Source organism: Polaribacter sejongensis (assembly GCF_038024065.1).
GTDB classification, from domain to species: Bacteria; Bacteroidota; Bacteroidia; order Flavobacteriales; family Flavobacteriaceae; genus Polaribacter; species Polaribacter sejongensis.
This window is the reverse complement of sequence record NZ_CP150667.1, coordinates 4,186,667-4,208,200: the sequence shown is the minus strand read 5'-3', so window position 1 is coordinate 4,208,200 and position 21,534 is coordinate 4,186,667. Positions and strand designations below refer to the sequence as shown.

The 21,534-nt window shown below is 27.6% G+C and carries 23 protein-coding genes and 1 tRNA gene; 23 read left to right on the top strand and 1 reads right to left on the bottom strand.

The annotated features are described in order from the left end of the window. The first annotated feature begins 852 nt into the window (after positions 1 to 852). The 9 genes from WHD08_RS17275 to WHD08_RS17235 all read left to right on the top strand — a co-directional run bounded on the left by WHD08_RS17275 (position 853) and on the right by WHD08_RS17235 (position 8,739). A complete protein-coding gene (locus tag WHD08_RS17275) occupies positions 853 to 1,518 on the top strand; it encodes a hypothetical protein (RefSeq protein ID WP_340833040.1) in 666 nt (221 codons plus the stop codon). 178 nt (positions 1,519 to 1,696) lie between these two features. Continuing rightward, entirely contained in the window at positions 1,697 to 1,846 is a 150-nt protein-coding gene (locus WHD08_RS17270; protein ID WP_165734437.1) for a hypothetical protein, read from the top strand. 488 nt (positions 1,847 to 2,334) lie between these two features. After that, on the top strand, positions 2,335 to 3,330 hold the full coding sequence (locus WHD08_RS17265; protein ID WP_208889909.1) for a hypothetical protein: 996 nt from the start codon (positions 2,335 to 2,337) through the stop codon (positions 3,328 to 3,330). 114 nt (positions 3,331 to 3,444) lie between these two features. Next, the gene (locus WHD08_RS17260) at positions 3,445 to 3,960 is read left to right on the top strand and encodes a helix-turn-helix domain-containing protein (RefSeq protein ID WP_208889910.1); all 516 of its coding nucleotides are present in this window, start codon (positions 3,445 to 3,447) and stop codon (positions 3,958 to 3,960) included. A gap of 2 nt (positions 3,961 to 3,962) precedes the next feature. Then, on the top strand, positions 3,963 to 4,796 hold the full coding sequence (locus WHD08_RS17255; protein WP_244183341.1) for an IS3 family transposase: 834 nt from the start codon (positions 3,963 to 3,965) through the stop codon (positions 4,794 to 4,796). 158 nt (positions 4,797 to 4,954) lie between these two features. After that, positions 4,955 to 6,133, top strand: a complete 1,179-nt coding sequence (locus WHD08_RS17250; protein WP_340833038.1) for a HEPN-associated N-terminal domain-containing protein — start codon at positions 4,955 to 4,957, stop codon at positions 6,131 to 6,133. A gap of 89 nt (positions 6,134 to 6,222) precedes the next feature. Then, complete coding sequence (locus tag WHD08_RS17245; protein WP_208889910.1) at positions 6,223 to 6,738, top strand: helix-turn-helix domain-containing protein; 516 nt, start codon at positions 6,223 to 6,225, stop codon at positions 6,736 to 6,738. A 2-nt stretch (positions 6,739 to 6,740) separates the two neighbouring features. Continuing rightward, positions 6,741 to 7,574 carry an IS3 family transposase gene (locus WHD08_RS17240; RefSeq protein ID WP_244183341.1) on the top strand — a complete coding sequence of 278 codons (834 nt, stop codon included), beginning with the start codon at positions 6,741 to 6,743 and terminating at the stop codon, positions 7,572 to 7,574. 814 nt (positions 7,575 to 8,388) lie between these two features. Continuing rightward, positions 8,389 to 8,739, top strand: a complete 351-nt coding sequence (locus WHD08_RS17235; protein WP_340833037.1) for a hypothetical protein — start codon at positions 8,389 to 8,391, stop codon at positions 8,737 to 8,739. Here WHD08_RS17235 and WHD08_RS17230 read toward each other — a convergent pair. Further along, on the bottom strand, positions 8,712 to 9,614 hold the full coding sequence (locus WHD08_RS17230) for an IS1595 family transposase (protein ID WP_165734421.1): 903 nt from the start codon (positions 9,612 to 9,614) through the stop codon (positions 8,712 to 8,714). The two genes, WHD08_RS17235 and WHD08_RS17230, sit on opposite strands and share 28 nt — an antisense overlap. A 37-nt stretch (positions 9,615 to 9,651) precedes the next feature. Here WHD08_RS17230 and WHD08_RS17225 point away from each other — a divergent pair, with 37 nt between their 5' ends. The 14 genes from WHD08_RS17225 to WHD08_RS17160 all read left to right on the top strand — a co-directional run bounded on the left by WHD08_RS17225 (position 9,652) and on the right by WHD08_RS17160 (position 21,452). Beyond that, entirely contained in the window at positions 9,652 to 9,786 is a 135-nt protein-coding gene (locus tag WHD08_RS17225) for a hypothetical protein (RefSeq protein ID WP_340833033.1), read from the top strand. Positions 9,787 to 9,834: 48 nt separating this feature from the next. After that, a complete protein-coding gene (locus WHD08_RS17220; protein ID WP_208889911.1) occupies positions 9,835 to 10,155 on the top strand; it encodes a hypothetical protein in 321 nt (106 codons plus the stop codon). 249 nt (positions 10,156 to 10,404) lie between these two features. After that, positions 10,405 to 11,124, top strand: a complete 720-nt coding sequence (locus WHD08_RS17215; protein WP_208889912.1) for a hypothetical protein — start codon at positions 10,405 to 10,407, stop codon at positions 11,122 to 11,124. Between the two features lie 156 nt (positions 11,125 to 11,280). After that, positions 11,281 to 11,937, top strand: a complete 657-nt coding sequence (locus WHD08_RS17210) for an NADase-type glycan-binding domain-containing protein (protein WP_208889913.1) — start codon at positions 11,281 to 11,283, stop codon at positions 11,935 to 11,937. 297 nt (positions 11,938 to 12,234) lie between these two features. Beyond that, a complete protein-coding gene (locus tag WHD08_RS17205) occupies positions 12,235 to 13,296 on the top strand; it encodes a hypothetical protein (protein ID WP_165734384.1) in 1,062 nt (353 codons plus the stop codon). A gap of 152 nt (positions 13,297 to 13,448) precedes the next feature. Further along, positions 13,449 to 14,072 carry a hypothetical protein gene (locus WHD08_RS17200; RefSeq protein WP_165734390.1) on the top strand — a complete coding sequence of 208 codons (624 nt, stop codon included), beginning with the start codon at positions 13,449 to 13,451 and terminating at the stop codon, positions 14,070 to 14,072. Between the two features lie 170 nt (positions 14,073 to 14,242). Further along, positions 14,243 to 14,331 (top strand) — tRNA-OTHER (locus WHD08_RS17195). Positions 14,332 to 14,341: 10 nt separating this feature from the next. Then, on the top strand, positions 14,342 to 15,127 hold the full coding sequence (locus WHD08_RS17190) for a hypothetical protein (protein ID WP_340833029.1): 786 nt from the start codon (positions 14,342 to 14,344) through the stop codon (positions 15,125 to 15,127). A gap of 115 nt (positions 15,128 to 15,242) precedes the next feature. After that, positions 15,243 to 15,758 (top strand): helix-turn-helix domain-containing protein, encoded by a 516-nt coding sequence (locus WHD08_RS17185; protein ID WP_208889910.1) that lies wholly within the window; start codon positions 15,243 to 15,245, stop codon positions 15,756 to 15,758. Between the two features lie 2 nt (positions 15,759 to 15,760). Further along, positions 15,761 to 16,594 (top strand): IS3 family transposase, encoded by an 834-nt coding sequence (locus tag WHD08_RS17180; protein WP_244183341.1) that lies wholly within the window; start codon positions 15,761 to 15,763, stop codon positions 16,592 to 16,594. 128 nt (positions 16,595 to 16,722) lie between these two features. Further along, positions 16,723 to 17,544, top strand: a complete 822-nt coding sequence (locus WHD08_RS17175; protein ID WP_340833026.1) for a hypothetical protein — start codon at positions 16,723 to 16,725, stop codon at positions 17,542 to 17,544. A 154-nt stretch (positions 17,545 to 17,698) separates the two neighbouring features. Next, a complete protein-coding gene (locus WHD08_RS17170; protein ID WP_208889916.1) occupies positions 17,699 to 18,469 on the top strand; it encodes a hypothetical protein in 771 nt (256 codons plus the stop codon). Positions 18,470 to 18,633: 164 nt separating this feature from the next. Next, positions 18,634 to 20,253 carry a DUF4209 domain-containing protein gene (locus WHD08_RS17165; RefSeq protein WP_208889917.1) on the top strand — a complete coding sequence of 540 codons (1,620 nt, stop codon included), beginning with the start codon at positions 18,634 to 18,636 and terminating at the stop codon, positions 20,251 to 20,253. A 224-nt stretch (positions 20,254 to 20,477) separates the two neighbouring features. Further along, a complete protein-coding gene (locus tag WHD08_RS17160) occupies positions 20,478 to 21,452 on the top strand; it encodes a leucine-rich repeat domain-containing protein (protein ID WP_208889918.1) in 975 nt (324 codons plus the stop codon). Positions 21,453 to 21,534 lie beyond the last annotated feature (82 nt).

Here is a 21,534-nt window from a genome sequence, read left to right as displayed (position 1 = left end):
TATGGAAATGGAAATAAAGTAACGCATTTGCCAACACCTTGTATAAAAAATTGCTAAATTAGTGCTAAAGTAAAGTTTGTTGCATTTTTGTCAACTCCTATTTTCCTGCGGAAAATAGCCGTCGACTTAAAACGCAACTTTCCATACAAAACAACGTTGTAAAAAACTAGCTGAAAGTATAATTTAAGAACAACAGATATTTAAAAATACATTTAGCTTTAAAGTCTGAAAACTCAAAAAAGCGAAATAAAACGTTTGAAAAATTAGGTTTTTGAAACACTCTTTCGTGAATCAAAATTTTGAAAAAAATAGAAGGTTTTTAGAATTTTAAGAAAGGAAAAATAGTTCTTTTCGTTCGGAGTTTTAAAACGCAAAAAAAAGGAAAAAGTTTGCGGAATTTAGCTTGTTTGAAAATATCTAAAAACTTGAAACTTCATTACTGTTTGAAACTAAAATCGCTGAATTGACAAAGTGTTGAGCAAAAGTCGGAGAAATTCGTTCTTAAAGACAAATTTAGAAAGGCTGAGAGATTTCTAAGAGTAAAATAAAGGTTTACTCATATTCTGAATTAAAAAATTGTGAAAACGCTGAAAAATCAAAATTAAGGAATTTACTCAGAAACTCTAAAAAGGAGAAAAAAGAAATAGGAATTTTATAACTTATAAAGTCGAAATTAAACACGCATTTTACAACACCTTGTATAAAAAATTGCTAAATTTGGCTTAATCAAAGGTTGTTGCATTTTTGTCAACTCCTATTTTCCTACGGAAAATAGCCGTCGACTTAAAACGCAACTTTCCATACAAAACAACGTTGTACACAATTAAAAAAAAATCGAACAGAGATTAAGAAATGAACAAAATTGACAAAATTGGAATATCATTATTAGTTCTTGGATTTTTAATCCCATTCTTTATTTATTTCGGTTTTATAATCGGACTTCCAATTTATATTATTGGAATTATTATACTTCTATTTGGAAATCTAAAAATTAAACAAAAATTGCTTTGGATTTTAATACCAGCAATTTTGTTTGTTCCAGTTTCGAAAATCTATTCTTCCGTTTCGTTTTATTTTGCTGACATTCAGAAATTCGACATAATTCTACCCGAAAATTTTAAAGGAACAGCGATAATAATCGACAATTCTGATTTTGGTCAAACTTTCGAAAAAAAACATAGACGTGAGCAAATAATATTCGATGAAAACGGAATTGCATTTTATCCAACGGAATTAGAAATGGACAGGTCAAAGTTTAGAGTTTTTACCAAACAAAAAAATGGAGAATTAAAACAAATACTATTAAGTTCGGAGACTTCTGAAAAAAACACACTTTTAGCCTATGGAGAAAGTCGTTTTGAAAAAACTGTAGAATCTGAAATCAAATATATTCCGTATGATTTTGTAAGAATTGGAAAAGATTTTAAAGAACAAAGTAATACCGAAAAAAGATGCGAATTGATTGAACAAATAAAGGAAGGGAAATTAAAAACTGTGTACAACACCGTGTATAATTAATTGCTGGTTTTAGCCAATTTACGAAAGTCCAAACGGACTTTCTTGGTTCGTGTTTTATTTAGTAAATTAGTCGCTTAAAACACGCAACTAACCATACACAACAACGTTGGCTTTAATGCTCGAGAAATCGTAGTTTAAAACTAAAATTAAGAATTGAAAATATAAAAAACAATAAAATATGAATTTTTTAGAAATTACATTATCAAATAGAACAATGTTAATACTTGGAGCATTATCAGGAATAGCAATTATTTTTATTACTTTTCTAATTGCAAAACGTTACAATAAAAAAACAACAATTCCAAATTCTGAGAATCATTCGAAATAACAATTCATCCAATTGTTTAAGTTGTTTTCGGAATTAAATTCTGAATTCAATGTATAAATTAAACTGAAAATTGAATTTACAATCCTCAAAATTTCTCACTCAAAATCTGAATTAAGAAATATCCAAATATGAAAAATATAACAAAGAAAAAATTCTTTCTATTTGTAATGTTGATCCTTGTCGTAACAGAAGTTGGTTCATCATTCATATCAGGAATATTATTTCCTTTTACAAATAATTAAAAAAGGAAAATAATTTAGAATATTAATCATAATTTCTGAATTAATAATTGAACAAAAAGAAAAATGAAACAAACAAAAAAGCACTAAAAGCCAACACCGTGTATTAAAAATTGCTAAATTAGTGCCTTACCAAAATCAGTTGCATTTTTATTCACTTCAATTTTCCTTCGGAAAATAGCCGCTCATTAAAAACGCAACTTTCAATACACAACAACGTTAGCTGTAATTTAAAAAAAAACTCATATAATGAAAAATAACATTTTATTTCTATTTCTATTAATTACGATAATCAGTTGTAAGGAAAAAAACGCAAAATCATCAACTAATGAATCAATTCCTAAAGAAACAACTAACGAAAAAATTTACAATGGAACAGGAAACGTAACCCAAGGATTAGCGGAAACACAAATTAAAAGTCTTATTTCTTGTAATCAAGGAGGTAGCAGAATTTCAGGAGTTGGAGAAATAAAAGATGATTTAGGAAATAGTTGGACAGTTCCCGGAATTAATCATTTCAACGAAACGACCAAAGCTTCTGATTTATATAATGAATGTAACTCTATAACACCAAATAATCTTTCAGAAATAGATATGAATTCCGTTCCTGTCTTTGAGATAGATTCGGACGGAGAAATCATTACAGGCTATCTTTTTGCGGATAATTATTTTGAACTTTACATTAAAGGAAAATTAATAGCAGTTGACCCAGTACCTTTTACACCATTTAATTCAAACATTGTAAAATTCAAAGTAAAAAAACCTTATACAATTGCAGTAAAACTAATAGATTGGGAAGAACATTTAGGTTTAGGTTCAGAAAATAATAGAGGAAAAGATTTTCATCCTGGAGATGGAGGTTTTATAGCCAGCTTTAGTGATGGGACTATTACAAATAGCAAATGGAAAGCACAAACTTTTTATACTGCACCTATTAGTGATTTAAGTTGTTTAAGTGAAATTGGAGAAAAAAGAATCTCTTCAAATTGCAGTACAGATGGAGTTGATAATGGAACAGCATTTTACGGTATTCATTGGAAAATTCCAGAAAATAGTTTTGACGTTACTTTCAATGACAGCCAATGGCCAAATGCGACCACATATACTGAAGATGAAATAGGAGTAAATAATAAAAAAGCATATATGAACTTCATAGAAAAATTTAGTGGAAAAGGTGCTGAATTTATTTGGTCTACTAATGTCGTTTTGGATAATGAAGTCATTGTTCGTTACAAAGTGGAATAAAAACTACAGCTAACACCGTATATAATTTATTGCTAGCTTCTCGCCTACTTACGAAAGTCCTCGCGGACTTTTACACTGCCCCCAAAAAGTTAGACACTATTTGAGGGTATTTTTATGGGAAGAAAAGTCAAGTATAGTTACGATTTTAAACTACGTTGTGTAGAACAAGTATTAAAAAAAAATCAAGCAGTTTCCACTGTTTCGTTATTGAACGGTATTCATCACACATCTCTTCATAGCTGGGTTAGTTTTTATGAAAAGCATGGTAAAAAAGGTTTATTACCTAGAGAAAATCAAGAATATAGCTTAAAATTTAAATTGAAAGTTTTAGAATCTATTGTAGATGATTCATTATCTTTAAGTCAAGCTTGTTTAAAGTTTAATATTCCAACCAAATCTGCAATAATGAATTGGCAAAGGAATTATAAAAAACTAGGAATTACAGGCTTAAATAATAAACCAAGAGGAAGACCTAGATCTATGGAATTTAAGAGAGCAAAAAAGAAGTCTAATAAACCTTTAACAAGGGAAGATGAACTTCTATTGGAAAATGAATCGTTAAGAGCTGAGCTGGATTTGCTAAAAAAGTTACAAGCCTTAGTTCTAGCAGCGCAAAGCAAAAAGCGCTAGCCATAACAGAATTAAGGCATAAGTATAGTTTAGAATTATTACTAAATCATACCAATATGGCAAGAAGCAGTTATTATTATCACAAAAAAAGAAGTCAATTAACAGATAAATATGAAGAGGTAAAAATCTTAATTAAAGAGATATATCATTATCATAAAGGAAGATATGGTTATAGAAGAATCACCTTAGAAATAAACAAAAGAGGACTTGTTATAAATCATAAAACAATTTTAAGATTAATGCGAAAATTAGGTTTAAAAAGTTTGATAAGAATTAAAAAATATAAATCTTACAAAGGACAGATAGGTGAAATAGCACCCAATATATTTCAACGTAATTTTAAAACAACCAAACCTAATACAAAATGGGCAACTGATATTACCGAATTTAAAGTCTTTGGAAATAAATTATATTTATCACCAATAATTGATTTATACAATGGCGAAATAGTTAGTTATGAATTATCTGAAAGACCTAACTTCGAACAAGTGGTTAAGATGCTAAAAAAGTCTTTTAAGAAGGTTCCTAACCAAGCAAACATTATATTACATTCAGATCAAGGTTGGCAATATCAAATGAAACAATATCAACGGTTATTAAAAGAAAAAGGAATTACACAAAGTATGTCTAGAAAAGGAAACTGTCTAGACAATGCAATAATTGAAAATTTCTTTGGTATCTTAAAATCTGAATTATTTTATTTAAACAAATACATATCGATTATTCAATTGAAAAAAGAAATTAAAGAGTATATAAAATATTATAATACAGAAAGAATTAAACTAAATTTAAATGGAATGAGCCCAGTAGAATATAGAGCTCTTTATTATCAATAATTAATTATAAATTTGTCTAAGCTTTTGGGTGCAGTCTACTTTCTTGGTCGGTAATTATTTACTAAATTAGTTGCTTAAAACACGCAACAAACCATATACAACAACGTTGTGCGTAATTAAAGACCGAACTAAAAATAATATAAATTCATTATAATTTAATGGGACAAGCAAAACAAAGAATGATTGAATTGGAATCCCGAAATATAAGTGGTGTTCTAGATAAAAAATTATGTATAAAGCATATCAATGACGATGCAATCAAACGTTTTATAAGAAAAAATTATAGTTCCGGATATTGCGATTATTGTGAAAAAGAAGTAAAGGTTGTAAGTCTTGAAATTTTATTAGGGTTTATGATGCGTGGAATTTCAAACTTTTATGAAGATGCAGCAAATTATATGAGTTACAACGGTCGAGAAGGTGGTTATTTAGGCGAAACCTTCGGTAATTACGAATTAATACAAGATCGAATTTGTTTAGAAGCTGATCCATATCAATTAACAGAAGATATTGTAGATTCAATAGATGATTTTTCTTGGTCTGAACCAGATATGTATTATGATACTGAAAGAGACGAATTGATGTATCAATGGAGTTTTTTCAAAAACTTAATCAAACATAAATCAAGATATTTATTTCAACAAAATCAAATTTACGACCAAAATAAAAATGCATACACTATTTTAAAAGAAGTTGGTAAAATAACAAAATCTTTGAATCTTATAAAAAAAATAGAGAAAGGAACAATCATTTATCGCTGTAGACAACATCATTCAAGTAAAGTTGTTAATGAAAAAGATAAATTGGTAGCACCACCAGAAGAATATGCAATTTTTCCGAATAGATTTAGTCCATCAGGTATTCCTATGTTATATTCTGCTTTCGACCCAAACACAGCTTTTTTGGAAACTATCAGTAGAGAAGATAAAAAGAAAGACTCTGTTACGATTTCAAAGTTTAAACTAAAAAAGGAAATTTATGTCGTAGATTTCAATAGACTTCCAAAATTACCCAGCATTTTCGATTTTGAAAAGGTAAAAACACATTACCTAATTCGTTTTCTCTATGACTTAGTTAAGGATTTTACACAAGAAATAAAAAAAGACGGAAAAGAACATATCGAATATGTCCCAACGCAGGTAGTTACAGAATATTTTAGATATCCATTTAATAAGAATAGACAAAATATCATTGAAGGAATTGTATACCCTTCTTCTAAAAATAAATCCGAATCGTCTTCTGTAATATTTTGGAATAATGAAGAATGTTTAGAACACCTTGACTTAATAGAATTGAATGTAGAAAAAATAAAAAACTACGCACAACACCGTATATAATTTATTGCTGGCTTCTCGCCTACTTACGAAAGTCCTCGCGGACTTTTACACTGCCCCCAAAAAGTTAGACACTATTTGAGGGTATTTTTATGGGAAGAAAAGTCAAGTATAGTTACGATTTTAAACTACGTTGTGTAGAACAAGTATTAAAAAAAAATCAAGCAGTTTCCACTGTTTCGTTATTGAACGGTATTCATCACACATCTCTTCATAGCTGGGTTAGTTTTTATGAAAAGCATGGTAAAAAAGGTTTATTACCTAGAGAAAATCAAGAATATAGCTTAAAATTTAAATTGAAAGTTTTAGAATCTATTGTAGATGATTCATTATCTTTAAGTCAAGCTTGTTTAAAGTTTAATATTCCAACCAAATCTGCAATAATGAATTGGCAAAGGAATTATAAAAAACTAGGAATTACAGGCTTAAATAATAAACCAAGAGGAAGACCTAGATCTATGGAATTTAAGAGAGCAAAAAAGAAGTCTAATAAACCTTTAACAAGGGAAGATGAACTTCTATTGGAAAATGAATCGTTAAGAGCTGAGCTGGATTTGCTAAAAAAGTTACAAGCCTTAGTTCTAGCAGCGCAAAGCAAAAAGCGCTAGCCATAACAGAATTAAGGCATAAGTATAGTTTAGAATTATTACTAAATCATACCAATATGGCAAGAAGCAGTTATTATTATCACAAAAAAAGAAGTCAATTAACAGATAAATATGAAGAGGTAAAAATCTTAATTAAAGAGATATATCATTATCATAAAGGAAGATATGGTTATAGAAGAATCACCTTAGAAATAAACAAAAGAGGACTTGTTATAAATCATAAAACAATTTTAAGATTAATGCGAAAATTAGGTTTAAAAAGTTTGATAAGAATTAAAAAATATAAATCTTACAAAGGACAGATAGGTGAAATAGCACCCAATATATTTCAACGTAATTTTAAAACAACCAAACCTAATACAAAATGGGCAACTGATATTACCGAATTTAAAGTCTTTGGAAATAAATTATATTTATCACCAATAATTGATTTATACAATGGCGAAATAGTTAGTTATGAATTATCTGAAAGACCTAACTTCGAACAAGTGGTTAAGATGCTAAAAAAGTCTTTTAAGAAGGTTCCTAACCAAGCAAACATTATATTACATTCAGATCAAGGTTGGCAATATCAAATGAAACAATATCAACGGTTATTAAAAGAAAAAGGAATTACACAAAGTATGTCTAGAAAAGGAAACTGTCTAGACAATGCAATAATTGAAAATTTCTTTGGTATCTTAAAATCTGAATTATTTTATTTAAACAAATACATATCGATTATTCAATTGAAAAAAGAAATTAAAGAGTATATAAAATATTATAATACAGAAAGAATTAAACTAAATTTAAATGGAATGAGCCCAGTAGAATATAGAGCTCTTTATTATCAATAATTAATTATAAATTTGTCTAAGCTTTTGGGTGCAGTCTACTTTCTTGGTCGGTAATTATTTACTAAATTAGTTACTTGAAACACGCAACAAACCATATACAACAACGTTACCAAAAATAGCTCAATCACTCAAATGCTGAATTGAAAATAGCGTTTAAAATCCAAAAAAAGGAATATAAAATTGCGAAACACTCTCTGAAGATTGGAAAATTCTGAAAGAATTTTGTTTGTCTTTTATAGAATTTAGAAAGTTAAAAAAAATAAAAACTGAGCATTTCGGAATTGAGTAAAATGCGGAATTACCTCTAAACCGAAAATTTAGAAAGGCTGAGAATTTATTGAAATAAAATTGTTGTCGGAATTAAACACATGAGAAAACACTCAAACACTGAAAAACCAAAATTGCGGAATTGAGTAAATGTGGAGTAAAAACAGTGCGAAATTATCACAAAATGAAAATTCAGAAAGGCTGAAAATTTATTGAAAATCAAAAAAAAATATAAATTGTTATCTGAATTTTCACTCGAACGCTGAATTCAGAAAATAATAAGGAAAATTGGAAAATAAAAAAACTACTTTTGGTAACACCGTGTATAAAAAATTGCTTAATTTTAGCTTAATCGAAGGCAGTTGCATTTTTACTCACTTCAATTTTCCTGCGGAAAATAGCCGTTCATAAAAATCGCAACTTTCCATAACACAACAACGTTGGCAAATATTGCTTGAAAATCTCAGAAATTGAATAATTTAAAGACTATTTTATTAAAAAATAGAGAATACTAAATAATGAACAACATATTGAAAAATATTAGAATATGGCTTTTCTATTAATTACCGGAATAGTAATTGGAATTTTAATCATACAATCTTTATTAGGAAAATATAAAGATATTGTTAACATTATTGCAGTAGTTGCTTTTATTATTTGGCAATTTAATTTAAGTTCGAATAAAGAATCAAATGTAAAAATTGAAAGTAAGAAAGAAAATAAAATCGAATTTCAAAATATAAAAAGAAATTCATATGATTCAAATTATCTAAATTCTTCAAAAGAAAATTCTACTTACTCAAAGCAATATTTAGAATATAAAAAAAAGTATAACTCTAATAAATTAAACAGTTATAATAATTTATTGAGTTATACGTTTAGCTTCTGTTTTATTTGATTTTGATAAACTGGTTTGGCAACTACCATTCTTTCAATTGTTTTATGAAATATACTTTTCTGAAATTGAGATCTATTAATTCTAAAACAAAATTCATCAAAATAAGCTTGAATATGCCATTTACTTACATGAGTTGGTATTGCTCTAAGCCAAGACTTAACTTGCATAATCATGACATGTAATTGTTTAAAGTTAGCACCATTATTACTATAGATTTGCTCAATGTTATAAACTTCTTTCAAAGGTTCATATCCTCTCCATTTATCTGTTATTATTTTAGCAGATTTACTTATGTGTTCTTCAAAAATTGGTGTTAATGATTTTGCAGAATAGTCGTTTATAGATTTAATGTAAACTCTTTTCACCTTATTGTTATCTGTTAATTCTACTGCAATTACGGCTTTTTTCTTTTTTGTATCGTAACTCCTACCTTGTTTTCCTTCTTCTTTTCCTCCAACAGTAAACTCATCAACATGAATTAAGGTTTCTAGAGGATATTTTTGACTACTTTTCATTGCTTTACGAACTTTTTGCATAAAATACCATGCAGTTCCTTGACGAATACTAAAGCGTTTACCCATTTGAATACTTGAAGTACTTTTACTATTTGTACTCATTTCAAAAGCAACACAAAACGCTTTTTGCAATCCAAATTTAACTTTATGAAAAAGTGTATTTGCAGTAGCACTTTCTACATGATGGCAAGCATAACAGTGATAATTATATCCAGCTTTTTCACAACCTTTTGTATGTCCACATTTACTACATTTAAAACCATCCTGCCATTTTATTTTTGATAAATAAGCTTTACAGGCTTCATCATTTGGTAGTTCTTTTATAAAGTTTAGTATATCTTGACCTTCAAAATTATCCATATATCAATGTTTTAAAGCTATAAGATACGGAAACTAAATGACTAACTCAAATAATTTAAAAACAGTAGAAGTTAGAGTTGGTGCAATTTGTAATGACGGTACAACATCAACAGCTACTGGAAGTGGAGCATGCTCTTATCATGGAGGTGTTGCATATTGGTTAGTAGAGTGAAAAATCGAAAGAAATGAAACTTTTAACTTGTTAAATAATTATTAGAAAATGGAAAAACTAAAAGTAAGTTCTTGGAATGACGGAAAACAAAATACAAATGGTAAAGGTTATGGAATTAGAGTTGGAGTAAAAGGTAGAGAGTTTTTTGAGAAAAATATTTCAAAAATAAATCTATCAATTGAAAATTCTGAGTTTTTTGAAGTCAAAATAACAGAAGGATTTTGGAGAAATTGTACTGAGTTTAGAGACAAACGAATTGGAGAATGGATGATTAAGAATAATCTTGCCCCTTGGAAAAAAGGTGAAAACCCTAAATTTAATTTAACCATTTTACCGAATAATAGCTTTCACTTGGAAAAGTTGAAATAAAATTTTGAATTATAAAAAACAACAATTTGCCAACACCGTGTATTAAAAATTGCTAAATTAGTGCTTTACCAAAAGTAGTTGCATTTTTGTAAACTTCAATTTTCCTTTGGAAAATAGCCGTTCACAAAAACGCAACTTTCAATACACAACAACGTTGGCAATAATTAAAACGAAATGCAAAACGAAAACTTGCTTTACCGAAAAATATTTTTAGTTTCAATCTTTTTATTGTTACTAAATGACTTCTATTTGAAAGAACAATTCCATAATATATTGACTGGAAAACTTTCTGATTTTGTTGGACTTTTCGCTTTCGCATATTTCTTTAGTGTTGTTTTTAAAGATAAAGTGAAACTGATTTTCATTATAACCGGAATATTATTCATTTTTTGGAAAAGTAACTCATCTCAATTTCTCATAGATTATTTAAATAATATCGGAATTGGAATTAATAGAGTTGTAGATTATTCAGATTTAATAGCTTTATCAATTTTACCACTTTCGTATTTATACAGAACTCAAAATAATATCGGAATTAAAAAAATAAACCTTCTTCCAAAAGAACTTATAATTGGAATTTGTTCGTTTGCTTTTATAGCAACAACACTTCCAAGAGAATCTGGAGAATTAAATTTAAAATCTGAATATCAAACTCAAGTTGAGATTCCGAAAGAAGAGTTAATAAGAACTTTACTTAAAGCGTCAGTAAATAATGTAGATTCTAAATATCGAATAGTTATTGAATTACCGAGAAAAAAATCGAGAGTATTTGTTTCAACTATAATTTCTGAATTAGAAAATAACAGAACGAATATAAAACTTGATAGTATTCTATATTTTGTAACTGAATCTTCTGGATTTTTTAGTGGAGTAAAGAAGAAAAATGTGAATTATATCAAAAATCTGAAAATAGAAGAATTTGAAAAATTATTTATAGAACAGAAAATTAAGATATTGAATGAAAAATAACTATTGCCAACACCGTATAAACTTTATTGCTGGTTTTAGCTCACTTGGGAAATTCCTCCGGAATTTCGCCGTTCGTGTTTTATTTACTAAATTCATTGCTTAAACAACGCAACAAAGCTTATACAACAACGTTGGGAAACATTAACAAGAAACCATATGAAAATTGGAATAACAATCTTAATTCTGACATTTAGCTCAATTTTATTTTCACAAGAATTTAAAATAATTCAAGCTATTCAGGAAAAAGATTCTACCTATTTTGACTTTGAAGATTATGACGAAAATCAAAAACCAATTGGAGATTTGATTTTCTTGAAAGGCTGTAGTTGGTATTGTGGAGGAAATGTAAAATCTATAGAAGCTTCGTCTGAATTAAAAGAGAATAAAGGAATTAATTACTCACCGAAAAACATACACGATTTCAACAAAAATACTGCTTGGATTGAAGGAAGTTCTGAATATGGAATTGGAGAATTTATTGAATATTCATTTAATTTTAGCGAGATGGAATCTTACAATGGAGAATTAGGAATTAATAAAATACTATTGGCAAATGGCTATAAAAAAAATATAGAAACTTGGGAAAATAATTCCCGAGTAAAACAATTGAAAGTATATTTAAATAATGAACCTTATGCAATTTTAAACCTAATTGACTCTTACGAAATACAAACAATTGAAATCGGAAAAATAAAGTTTCCTCCAAAATTGACGACGAAATTAAAGTTTGAAATAACAGAAGTTTATAAAGGGAAAAAATATAAAGACACAGGAATTAGTTTGTTAATGTTCGAAGGAATAGGAGTACATTAAAAAACGTTGCCCAACACCGTGTATTAAAAATTGCTATATTAGTGCTTAAATAAAAGTAGTTGCTTTTTTATAAACTTCTATTTTCCTTCGGAAAATAGCCGTTCATTTTAGTCGCAACTTTCAATACACAACAACGTTGGCATTAATTAAAAACGAAATCTATACAAAATGAAATATATTTTTACCCTTTCAGTTTTATTTATACTATTATTTTCAATAATTGGATGTCAAAAAAACAAAATTATTGAAAATCAGTTTTCCTCATTAAGTGACACTATTTTCATTAAAACAAAAAAAATGAAAGGAAATGGTTTATTTGATTTAGGGTTTATGTATATAAAATTTAAAGACACTTTAAATACCTTTTCAAATTCAATTATATATCCAAAAAACATTAAAAACTTAAAGCGATTTCAACTTAAAACAGATTATGGCGAAAAGCAAGATTACAATGTAGAAATATTGCTAGGTAACAAAAAGAACAAACAAATTTTTATTGTAGATGGAAATAACAATAAAGATTTAACAGATGACCTTGTTAGAGAATGTGAGAAAATTATTTGGAACTCACCTCCTAAAGCAGTGAAATGTGAATATTTAATTTCTAATGGTAAACAAATAATAAAGGATTCTTCTTGGTTATGTATTGCAAATAATAAAGGAAAAATACTATTAGGAAAAAGAGAACATTTAATTGGAAAGTTTACAATTGATAACGAAAATTTTGAAATTGGAGTTGCTGACCAAGACAATAGAAACCCTAAAGAATTTACGTATGATATATTTTCCAAAATTACAGTTTTATCTAATTTGGGAGTAAAAAAAGAAAAACTAGTAAAGAGTCACTTAATGAGTATTGGAGAACTTATAAATTTAAATAATAAATATTATCGTTTTGAAAGTATTTCTAATAATGGAGATTTAATAACCTTAATAAAAGATGAGAATTTTAAAACTAAAATTGGAACTCAAAAAGGAATTATTGCGCCAACTTTTGAAGTTGTAACAATATCTGGAGACACTATTAGAAGTTCTAATTTAAAAAATAAAATTACAGTAATTGCTAATTCTTGTGGTTGTGGTGGCGATAAAAAATCTACAGAAGCATTCTACGAAATGGAAAAATCACTCGGAAAGCTTATTAATATTTTACACGTGGATTCAAACCTAAAAAAATCAGATATTGGAATTCATATAGATTCAGAAGAAGAATTCAATAAAAGTTTTTATAATAATTATAGAAAACAATATTGTTCAAAAACTTGCTATGTGATAGGAATGGACAACAGAATTATAGATAAGTTCAATATAAACGAATGGAAAACTAAAATCACTAAAATAATCAAAGAAAAAAACTAATGCCAACACCGTATAAACTTTATTGCTGGTTTTAGATCACTTGGGAAATTCCTTCGGAATTTCGCCGTTCGTGTTTTATTTAGTAAATTCACTGCTTAAACGTCGCAACAAAGCTTATACAACAACGTTGTGGTGCATATAAAAATGAAAATTTGAACATTAAAGGAACATTTCTGATTTTACTGATTCTGACAATAGTTGGATGTAAAAATTATGACAAAAAAGAAAATTTACTTGTTCAAAAAGAATTTGGAAAATGGAGAAAGGACAATGATAGTTTGAGTGTTGAATTAAATCTTAAAAAGTTCAATAATTGGAATGAATTAATAGAACGAGCTGAAAGAATCGCCTGCAATGATAGTGTTCCTAAAATTACTTTAAAAAACGGAAAAGCATCAAAAATAATATATTTCCAAAATCCTTGTTGGGAAAAATTTGCTTGTATTCTAACAAAAGAAAAGAATGTAATAGTAATTAACAATAATAAAATTATTAAAAATTCTGGAAAATCTTATCCTTTAGACAGTTTGAAAACAATTTTAAAGAAAGATTATTACAATTTCGGAAAAAACCCGAGTTTAAGCGATAACCCTGAAAAATTATTAATACAAATTTCGTACGAAAAAAATGAATTCAAAAATTTTGAGAAAACATTAAAAAAATTAATTGAAACTTTCGAAGAAATTACAAAAAAAAGAAATATAAATATTTGGCTTAATGAAAGAATTGAAATTATATCAATAACAAAACCACCACCTCCAATTCCGTTATATTAAGAAAAATTGAATAAAAATACGCACCACAACACCGTATAAACTTTATTGCTGGTTTTGGCTCACTTGGGAAATTCCTCCGGAATTTCGCCGTTCGTGTTTTATTTAGTAAATTCACTGCTTAAACGTCGCAACAAAGCTTATACAACAACGTTGTAAACAAGCTAAAAAACAGTGCCATCGTCTAATTGGCAAGACATCCGATCCTAAAATGAATATAAACTTATCTCGGAAAATGTAGGTTCGAATCCTAACAGCACTACTATATAAATATGGAATCATTAGAATTAAAAAATTTTTTACGAGATGTTGGAGAGTCTGTTCATTCGATGAATACAATTGCAGTAGCACTTTCACTATTACCGAATGAGACAAAAACACCACCCAAAGGTCTTGAAATATCTTGGAAGCCAAAAAATCTTAATACTTCAAAGCTAAAAGCTAGACATTATGCAGAGTCTGCATCTTATGTTTATTCTGCTGAAAGTCTCTTTGAATATTTAGAACAAATTTCTAAAAATCCTCTTTGGACATACAAAGACATTAATTTTCTTGGAGAACAAAAGAAAGCTATTAAAACCTATAATTTTCTGTCTCAAATACCGGAAATAACTAAACCAATGGCTATTCTATGCGAACTATTATGTCATTGGAGAAATAGAATCGTACATCTTTCAATATCAAATGCAGATATTTCAAGTAACAAGAAACAAATTCTCAAATCTGAAAAAGATGATATTTATGAAAAATTTCATCATTTTGATATTGAACAAGCCTTAACTAATTTTAAAGAAAAGAAAATTACCCTCAAGGACACTTCTACACTGATAACAATAACAATTAAGTGCATTAGACTTGTTGATGAATATTTTCATAAAGGAATATCAAATATTGAATTCAGTAATTTAAAGACCGATTTTTTAAAAAATAAAGAATTTAAAACAATTTATAATCAAACAATTTCAGATAAGAGAACTCGACAAATAGAAAAGTGGATTAAAGTAAATTATCCTTATCTGACCAAAGAAAAGTATGAATTAATAATCAACAATCTATAAAAGCCAGTTTACAACACCGTATATAATTTATTGCTAGCTTCTCGCCTACTTACGAAAGTCCTCGCGGACTTTTACACTGCCCCCAAAAAGTTAGACACTATTTGAGGGTATTTTTATGGGAAGAAAAGTCAAGTATAGTTACGATTTTAAACTACGTTGTGTAGAACAAGTATTAAAAAAAAATCAAGCAGTTTCCACTGTTTCGTTATTGAACGGTATTCATCACACATCTCTTCATAGCTGGGTTAGTTTTTATGAAAAGCATGGTAAAAAAGGTTTATTACCTAGAGAAAATCAAGAATATAGCTTAAAATTTAAATTGAAAGTTTTAGAATCTATTGTAGATGATTCATTATCTTTAAGTCAAGCTTGTTTAAAGTTTAATATTCCAACCAAATCTGCAATAATGAATTGGCAAAGGAATTATAAAAAACTAGGAATTACAGGCTTAAATAATAAACCAAGAGGAAGACCTAGATCTATGGAATTTAAGAGAGCAAAAAAGAAGTCTAATAAACCTTTAACAAGGGAAGATGAACTTCTATTGGAAAATGAATCGTTAAGAGCTGAGCTGGATTTGCTAAAAAAGTTACAAGCCTTAGTTCTAGCAGCGCAAAGCAAAAAGCGCTAGCCATAACAGAATTAAGGCATAAGTATAGTTTAGAATTATTACTAAATCATACCAATATGGCAAGAAGCAGTTATTATTATCACAAAAAAAGAAGTCAATTAACAGATAAATATGAAGAGGTAAAAATCTTAATTAAAGAGATATATCATTATCATAAAGGAAGATATGGTTATAGAAGAATCACCTTAGAAATAAACAAAAGAGGACTTGTTATAAATCATAAAACAATTTTAAGATTAATGCGAAAATTAGGTTTAAAAAGTTTGATAAGAATTAAAAAATATAAATCTTACAAAGGACAGATAGGTGAAATAGCACCCAATATATTTCAACGTAATTTTAAAACAACCAAACCTAATACAAAATGGGCAACTGATATTACCGAATTTAAAGTCTTTGGAAATAAATTATATTTATCACCAATAATTGATTTATACAATGGCGAAATAGTTAGTTATGAATTATCTGAAAGACCTAACTTCGAACAAGTGGTTAAGATGCTAAAAAAGTCTTTTAAGAAGGTTCCTAACCAAGCAAACATTATATTACATTCAGATCAAGGTTGGCAATATCAAATGAAACAATATCAACGGTTATTAAAAGAAAAAGGAATTACACAAAGTATGTCTAGAAAAGGAAACTGTCTAGACAATGCAATAATTGAAAATTTCTTTGGTATCTTAAAATCTGAATTATTTTATTTAAACAAATACATATCGATTATTCAATTGAAAAAAGAAATTAAAGAGTATATAAAATATTATAATACAGAAAGAATTAAACTAAATTTAAATGGAATGAGCCCAGTAGAATATAGAGCTCTTTATTATCAATAATTAATTATAAATTTGTCTAAGCTTTTGGGTGCAGTCTACTTTCTTGGTCGGTAATTATTTACTAAATTAGTTGCTTGAAACACGCAACAAACCATATACAACAACGTTAGCAAACATTAGAAAAAAAAATGATAAGTAGAAAACAATTTGCAGATATTGACAAAGAAATAAAGGACAGTATTGAAGAATCTTTAGACAAACTTAAAACTGAAGATTTCTCAAATTACATTCTATTTTTAGCAGATGCTCAATATGTGGAAAATAACAATTCTAATCTAGATCCTTTCTGCATTGACTACAGAATTGATGGCTACCAAGACTCAACACGAATAGAATTTTTATCACAATTTCTAACTAATTACTATTCATTTCCTGAAAACACTTTATCAACTGATGACAATTCATATAGGATGAATATTGAATTAATGGTTTATACTCACGTTTGGGAATCAAAATCATTTTTGAAAAAATTATATCGTTTAGCTCACTTAAACAACAACGAAGAGTACGACTGGGATGTAAATGTTCCGCCAATGGGAAAACACGACTTTATAATAGATAAGATCCGAAAAGTTTTTAATAACAATAATCTTAAAATCTGGGAAGTAATAAAAAAGGGATTTCATACTTCTTTAAGAAATGCATTCGCACATTCGGAATATTCATTTGATAGAATGAATAATAATAATCGCATCAATTTATATAATTACGGAGGAAAAAAATGGGAATTACAAACTATTACTTTTGACGAATGGAGTTTAAGATTTGTTTATAGCGCATTACTTGGGTATCATTTTTTGAAGATTATAATGGAAAGAAGGTTGAATTTAATTGAACAAAATGACACAGACATTTTTACAATAAAATATCCAAAAAAATCTAAAAACTTTATCGATAGAAAAATTAAATATAGTCAAAACGGAAATGGATTTAGCTTTGTTCACGAATAATAACGTTTGCTAACACCGTATAAACTTTATTGCTGGTTTTAGCTCACTTGGGAAATTCCTTCGGAATTTCGCCGTTCGTGTTTTATTTACTAAATTCACTGCTGAAACAACGCAACAAAGCTTATACAACAACGTTAGGCAATATAAAAACTGAATGAAAAATATAACTATAATTAGTTTCTTATTATTTTCTTTAATTAGTTTCTCTCAAAAACAAAATTTGAAAGAACAAATTAATCTATTAAATAAACAGGTTGAAAATATTAATATATCAAATACTGAAGTTAAAAACCAAATAACCGAGTTAGTTGGAAGTAGTTTAGAAAAAAACAATTCATTAGAAAAGGAACTATTATTTTTTAAAGTTAAAGAAGATTATTATGCTACAGCTTTGTCTGAACAAGCAAATAGATTTACTCTCATAATTTCAGGAATTTTAGCATTATTTGCTATTATTTCATTTGGAGCTTTTAAATATGAGGTTTCAAGTATAAGAAAAGAAACTAGTATTAAATTGAATAATCACAAGAAAGAAATTAAGAAATATAAAACACAACTGAAACAAACTAATCTAGATTTAAAAGGAGCTAAAGCAAATTTATCTACATCGATAGCTAAACATTCTGAAAAAGAAAATGATTATTCTACTGCATTTCAATATTACATAATCGCCGCTAGAGAACATGGTCAATCATCAATAGGAAGAAACAAGGAAATAAAAAATAACGATAAATCAACAGAAGAAATATTTAATGTTTGCATAATAAATCTAAATTTCGCATTAAATTCTTTGCAAAAAATGAAACCGCATCAAGTTGAAATAAAAAATGAAAAAATAAGAAAAATAATTGATGACATTTATTTATTTGAAAATGAAGATGTGAAAAATTTAATTGCCAAAATAAGAATGCATAATTTGAATTAACAAAATAACATTGCCTAACACCGTATAAACTTTATTGCTGGTTTTGGCTCACTTGGGAAATTCCTCCGGAATTTCGCCGTTCGTGATTTATTTACTAAATTCACTGCTTAAACAACGCAACAAAGCTTATACAACAACGTTAGCAGCAAGTGAAAACCAAGAATATGGAAAATAAGAAAGTTTTTGAGGGAATTTCCAAAGACAAGTTTTCAAACAAACTAAGAATGGAATTATTTAACGCTTCAAAAAATGATATAGATAACAAACAACTATCTAACTTATTTAAACTTGTAGATTGTGAATTGACTGATGATTCAATTAAAGAACTTTTGAATTATGATAATTTTAGTTTTCCTAAAATTAAAATTGATAACATAGAAATCCTAGCCAAAATTAATGATGCAAAATTTATTCTTGGAGATACAGACAAATTAAATTGTATTCAAAAATCAGTAGAATATTATATCCAAATCTACGACCAAATAAATGACTTAAAATATTTGATTCGTGCATTAGAATTAGTGCGAAAAGTTAAATCTATCTTTAAAAAAAGACTACTTAAATTAGAAGAAAAAATTTTACAAATTTTCCCACTATTAGAATCTCCATATTATAAACTAAGACTTATTGAAAATTCATTGTTTTTAATTCAACAAAGTTCCTTTAAAGACTTGATAGATTATGCTCTTGTTCAATTGAATAATAGTTATGAAAACAACGATTACAGAAATGCTGAAAATTATATTACAATTCTAAATAAGCTCAGACATTTTAATAATAATGAATCTAAAATACAACAAGCATTGTGTTTGGAAAAAAAAGGAGACTTTTATATTTCACAAAAAGAACCAAATACATATTACCCAACTATATTAACAACTTACACAGAAGCATTAAAAGAAGTTAAAGGAATTTCTATAAATGGCGAGTTTAAAACAAGACTTGAACAAAAAATAAAAATTGAACAGAGAAACCATTCCGAAATGCTAAAAAAGGCAGGTATCCCTTTTCAGTCAGAACTAAATATTAATGAGATCGTTAGAAATGAAAATATTGAAGATTTTAAAACTGGTTTAAATTTTATTTTACAATTACCAATTATTGAAACAGAAAAACTAAAATCAAAGAATAAAGAAAAAGACAAAAACACATTTTTAGGGCATTTTTTTAAAGACTATCTGCATATTACAAACAAAGGAACTGTAAGCGGTAAATCAAATGAAGAAGATTTCTATTTCAATATTTCGAAAGATTATTACAGGAATTCCTTAATTAAAATACTAAGAGAGATTAAATTAATTATGGATTTTGACAAACAAATATCAAAAGATGTAATTTCAACAATGGTTATTAATTCTGAAAGTCTTTTTATTCCAAAAGGTAGAGAATATTTCTTTATAGAAGGTATTTATCAAGGGTTTCAAAACAATTTCATACTTGCTTCACATATACTTATTCCACAAATAGAAAATAGTTTAAAAAACTTAATTGAATTGAATGGCAGAAATGCAACAAAGAATACAGAAGAAATTCAAAATGATAATACATTAGGAAGTATATTAGGAATTGAAAAAAACAATAAAATGCTTGATAAAATTTGTAGCAGAAATTTATTGTTAGAATTAAATTCATATTTGGTAGACGGAAATAGCGTAAATTTCAGAAATCGTTTATGTCACGGTTTAATATCACCTCTAGAGACAGATTATTATGGAATTTATTTATGGTGGCTTACAATAAAAATGATTATGCAAACAGAAAAATATTTTGAAACTCCGAAATAAAACACCAGCTGCTAACACCGTATATAATTTATTGCTGGCTTCTCACTTACTTACGAAAGTCCTCGCGGACTTTCTTGGTCGGTAATTATTTACTAAATTAAGTGCTTGAAACACGCAACAAACCATATACAACAACGTTGCCACCAATTTGAATGAACATCAGAAATCCAATATATATTTTCAGTATTATAGTCTTTCTATTCGGAATTTTCATACTCTTTATTATGGGACTTTGGGGAGTTGGAGCAATACTTTGGTTATTCGGAATTTATTCAATTTTAATATTAACAAGTTTTATACTTAAAAAATTTAAAGTCAAATACAGACAAATTATTGAATGGACTTTAATATTTGTTTACGTTCTTTCTCATACTTTGTACCATTTAAATTGGGACGTTGGAAGTGAAATTTATTTTGCCAATGAAAATCAACAATTTGTTGGAAAAAATCAAAGTTTCATAATAGTTTTCGGAATAGAAAAACAACCAAAACTTGAAAGTAATTACTTTATAAACAATAAAATACTTATTCCAGAAAATGGAATTTTACTTACTTCTTCAAAAAAGGAAACATTTAAACATAGATATAGATTTCCTGTAGTTGGTAGTGGAGAAAAGTTTTCAGCGACTTACTTTGAGCAATATAATTGTTACGGAGTAAAAAATTACAAATTTAATTATGTTGTTGGAACAATTAGTGACTTGGGAGAAGTTGATTATAGATACAGAGATTCAATTGGAGATTTAATTTGTAAAAAACTCAAAAATGAAGATTTAAAAAACAATCTAAAAGTAGGTTATGAAAACGGAAATTATCTTAACCAAAAAGAGGTTTTAATAAATTATCAGAATTTGACTAAACTTCCAAACGGACTTTTAAAGTTGAGAAATCTTGAGTATTTAAATGTACATTCTAATAAACTGAAAGTGTTTCCAAAAAGTGTTTTAGAGTTTCCGAAACTAAAAAGACTGACAATTGGATATAATGAAATTAAAACAATACCTGAATGGATTGGCGGAATTAAAAGTTTAGAAAGTCTTGCAGTAAATGGAAATGATTTGACTTCAATTCCTGATACGTTATTGACTTTACCGAAACTAAATTATTTGCTAATAAGAGAAAATGATTTTAACGAATTGGTAATAAAAGAAACAATTGAAAAGTTTGAACAAAAAGGAGTGAAAGTCCAATATGAATAAAAAACTGGTGGCAACACCGTATAAACTTTATTGCTGGTTTTAGCTCACTTGGGAAATTCCTCCGGAATTTCGCCGTTCGTGT

Bases quoted from the DNA above. Each gene is read 5' to 3' on its own strand.
- WHD08_RS17225 (WP_340833033.1), top strand. From the start codon at position 9,652: ATGACTAACTCAAATAATTTAAAAACAGTAGAAGTTAGAGTTGGTGCA.
- WHD08_RS17185 (WP_208889910.1), top strand. From the start codon at position 15,243: ATGGGAAGAAAAGTCAAGTATAGTTACGATTTTAAACTACGTTGTGTA.
- WHD08_RS17160 (WP_208889918.1), top strand. From the start codon at position 20,478: ATGGGACTTTGGGGAGTTGGAGCAATACTTTGGTTATTCGGAATTTAT.
- WHD08_RS17210 (WP_208889913.1), top strand. From the start codon at position 11,281: ATGAAAATTGGAATAACAATCTTAATTCTGACATTTAGCTCAATTTTA.
- WHD08_RS17245 (WP_208889910.1), top strand. From the start codon at position 6,223: ATGGGAAGAAAAGTCAAGTATAGTTACGATTTTAAACTACGTTGTGTA.
- WHD08_RS17275 (WP_340833040.1), top strand. From the start codon at position 853: ATGAACAAAATTGACAAAATTGGAATATCATTATTAGTTCTTGGATTT.
- WHD08_RS17270 (WP_165734437.1), top strand. From the start codon at position 1,697: ATGAATTTTTTAGAAATTACATTATCAAATAGAACAATGTTAATACTT.
- WHD08_RS17170 (WP_208889916.1), top strand. From the start codon at position 17,699: ATGAAAAATATAACTATAATTAGTTTCTTATTATTTTCTTTAATTAGT.
- WHD08_RS17230 (WP_165734421.1), bottom strand. From the start codon at position 9,614: ATGGATAATTTTGAAGGTCAAGATATACTAAACTTTATAAAAGAACTA.
- WHD08_RS17235 (WP_340833037.1), top strand. From the start codon at position 8,389: ATGGCTTTTCTATTAATTACCGGAATAGTAATTGGAATTTTAATCATA.
- WHD08_RS17165 (WP_208889917.1), top strand. From the start codon at position 18,634: ATGGAAAATAAGAAAGTTTTTGAGGGAATTTCCAAAGACAAGTTTTCA.
- WHD08_RS17175 (WP_340833026.1), top strand. From the start codon at position 16,723: ATGATAAGTAGAAAACAATTTGCAGATATTGACAAAGAAATAAAGGAC.
- WHD08_RS17190 (WP_340833029.1), top strand. From the start codon at position 14,342: ATGGAATCATTAGAATTAAAAAATTTTTTACGAGATGTTGGAGAGTCT.
- WHD08_RS17220 (WP_208889911.1), top strand. From the start codon at position 9,835: ATGGAAAAACTAAAAGTAAGTTCTTGGAATGACGGAAAACAAAATACA.
- WHD08_RS17250 (WP_340833038.1), top strand. From the start codon at position 4,955: ATGGGACAAGCAAAACAAAGAATGATTGAATTGGAATCCCGAAATATA.
- WHD08_RS17260 (WP_208889910.1), top strand. From the start codon at position 3,445: ATGGGAAGAAAAGTCAAGTATAGTTACGATTTTAAACTACGTTGTGTA.
- WHD08_RS17265 (WP_208889909.1), top strand. From the start codon at position 2,335: ATGAAAAATAACATTTTATTTCTATTTCTATTAATTACGATAATCAGT.
- WHD08_RS17205 (WP_165734384.1), top strand. From the start codon at position 12,235: ATGAAAGGAAATGGTTTATTTGATTTAGGGTTTATGTATATAAAATTT.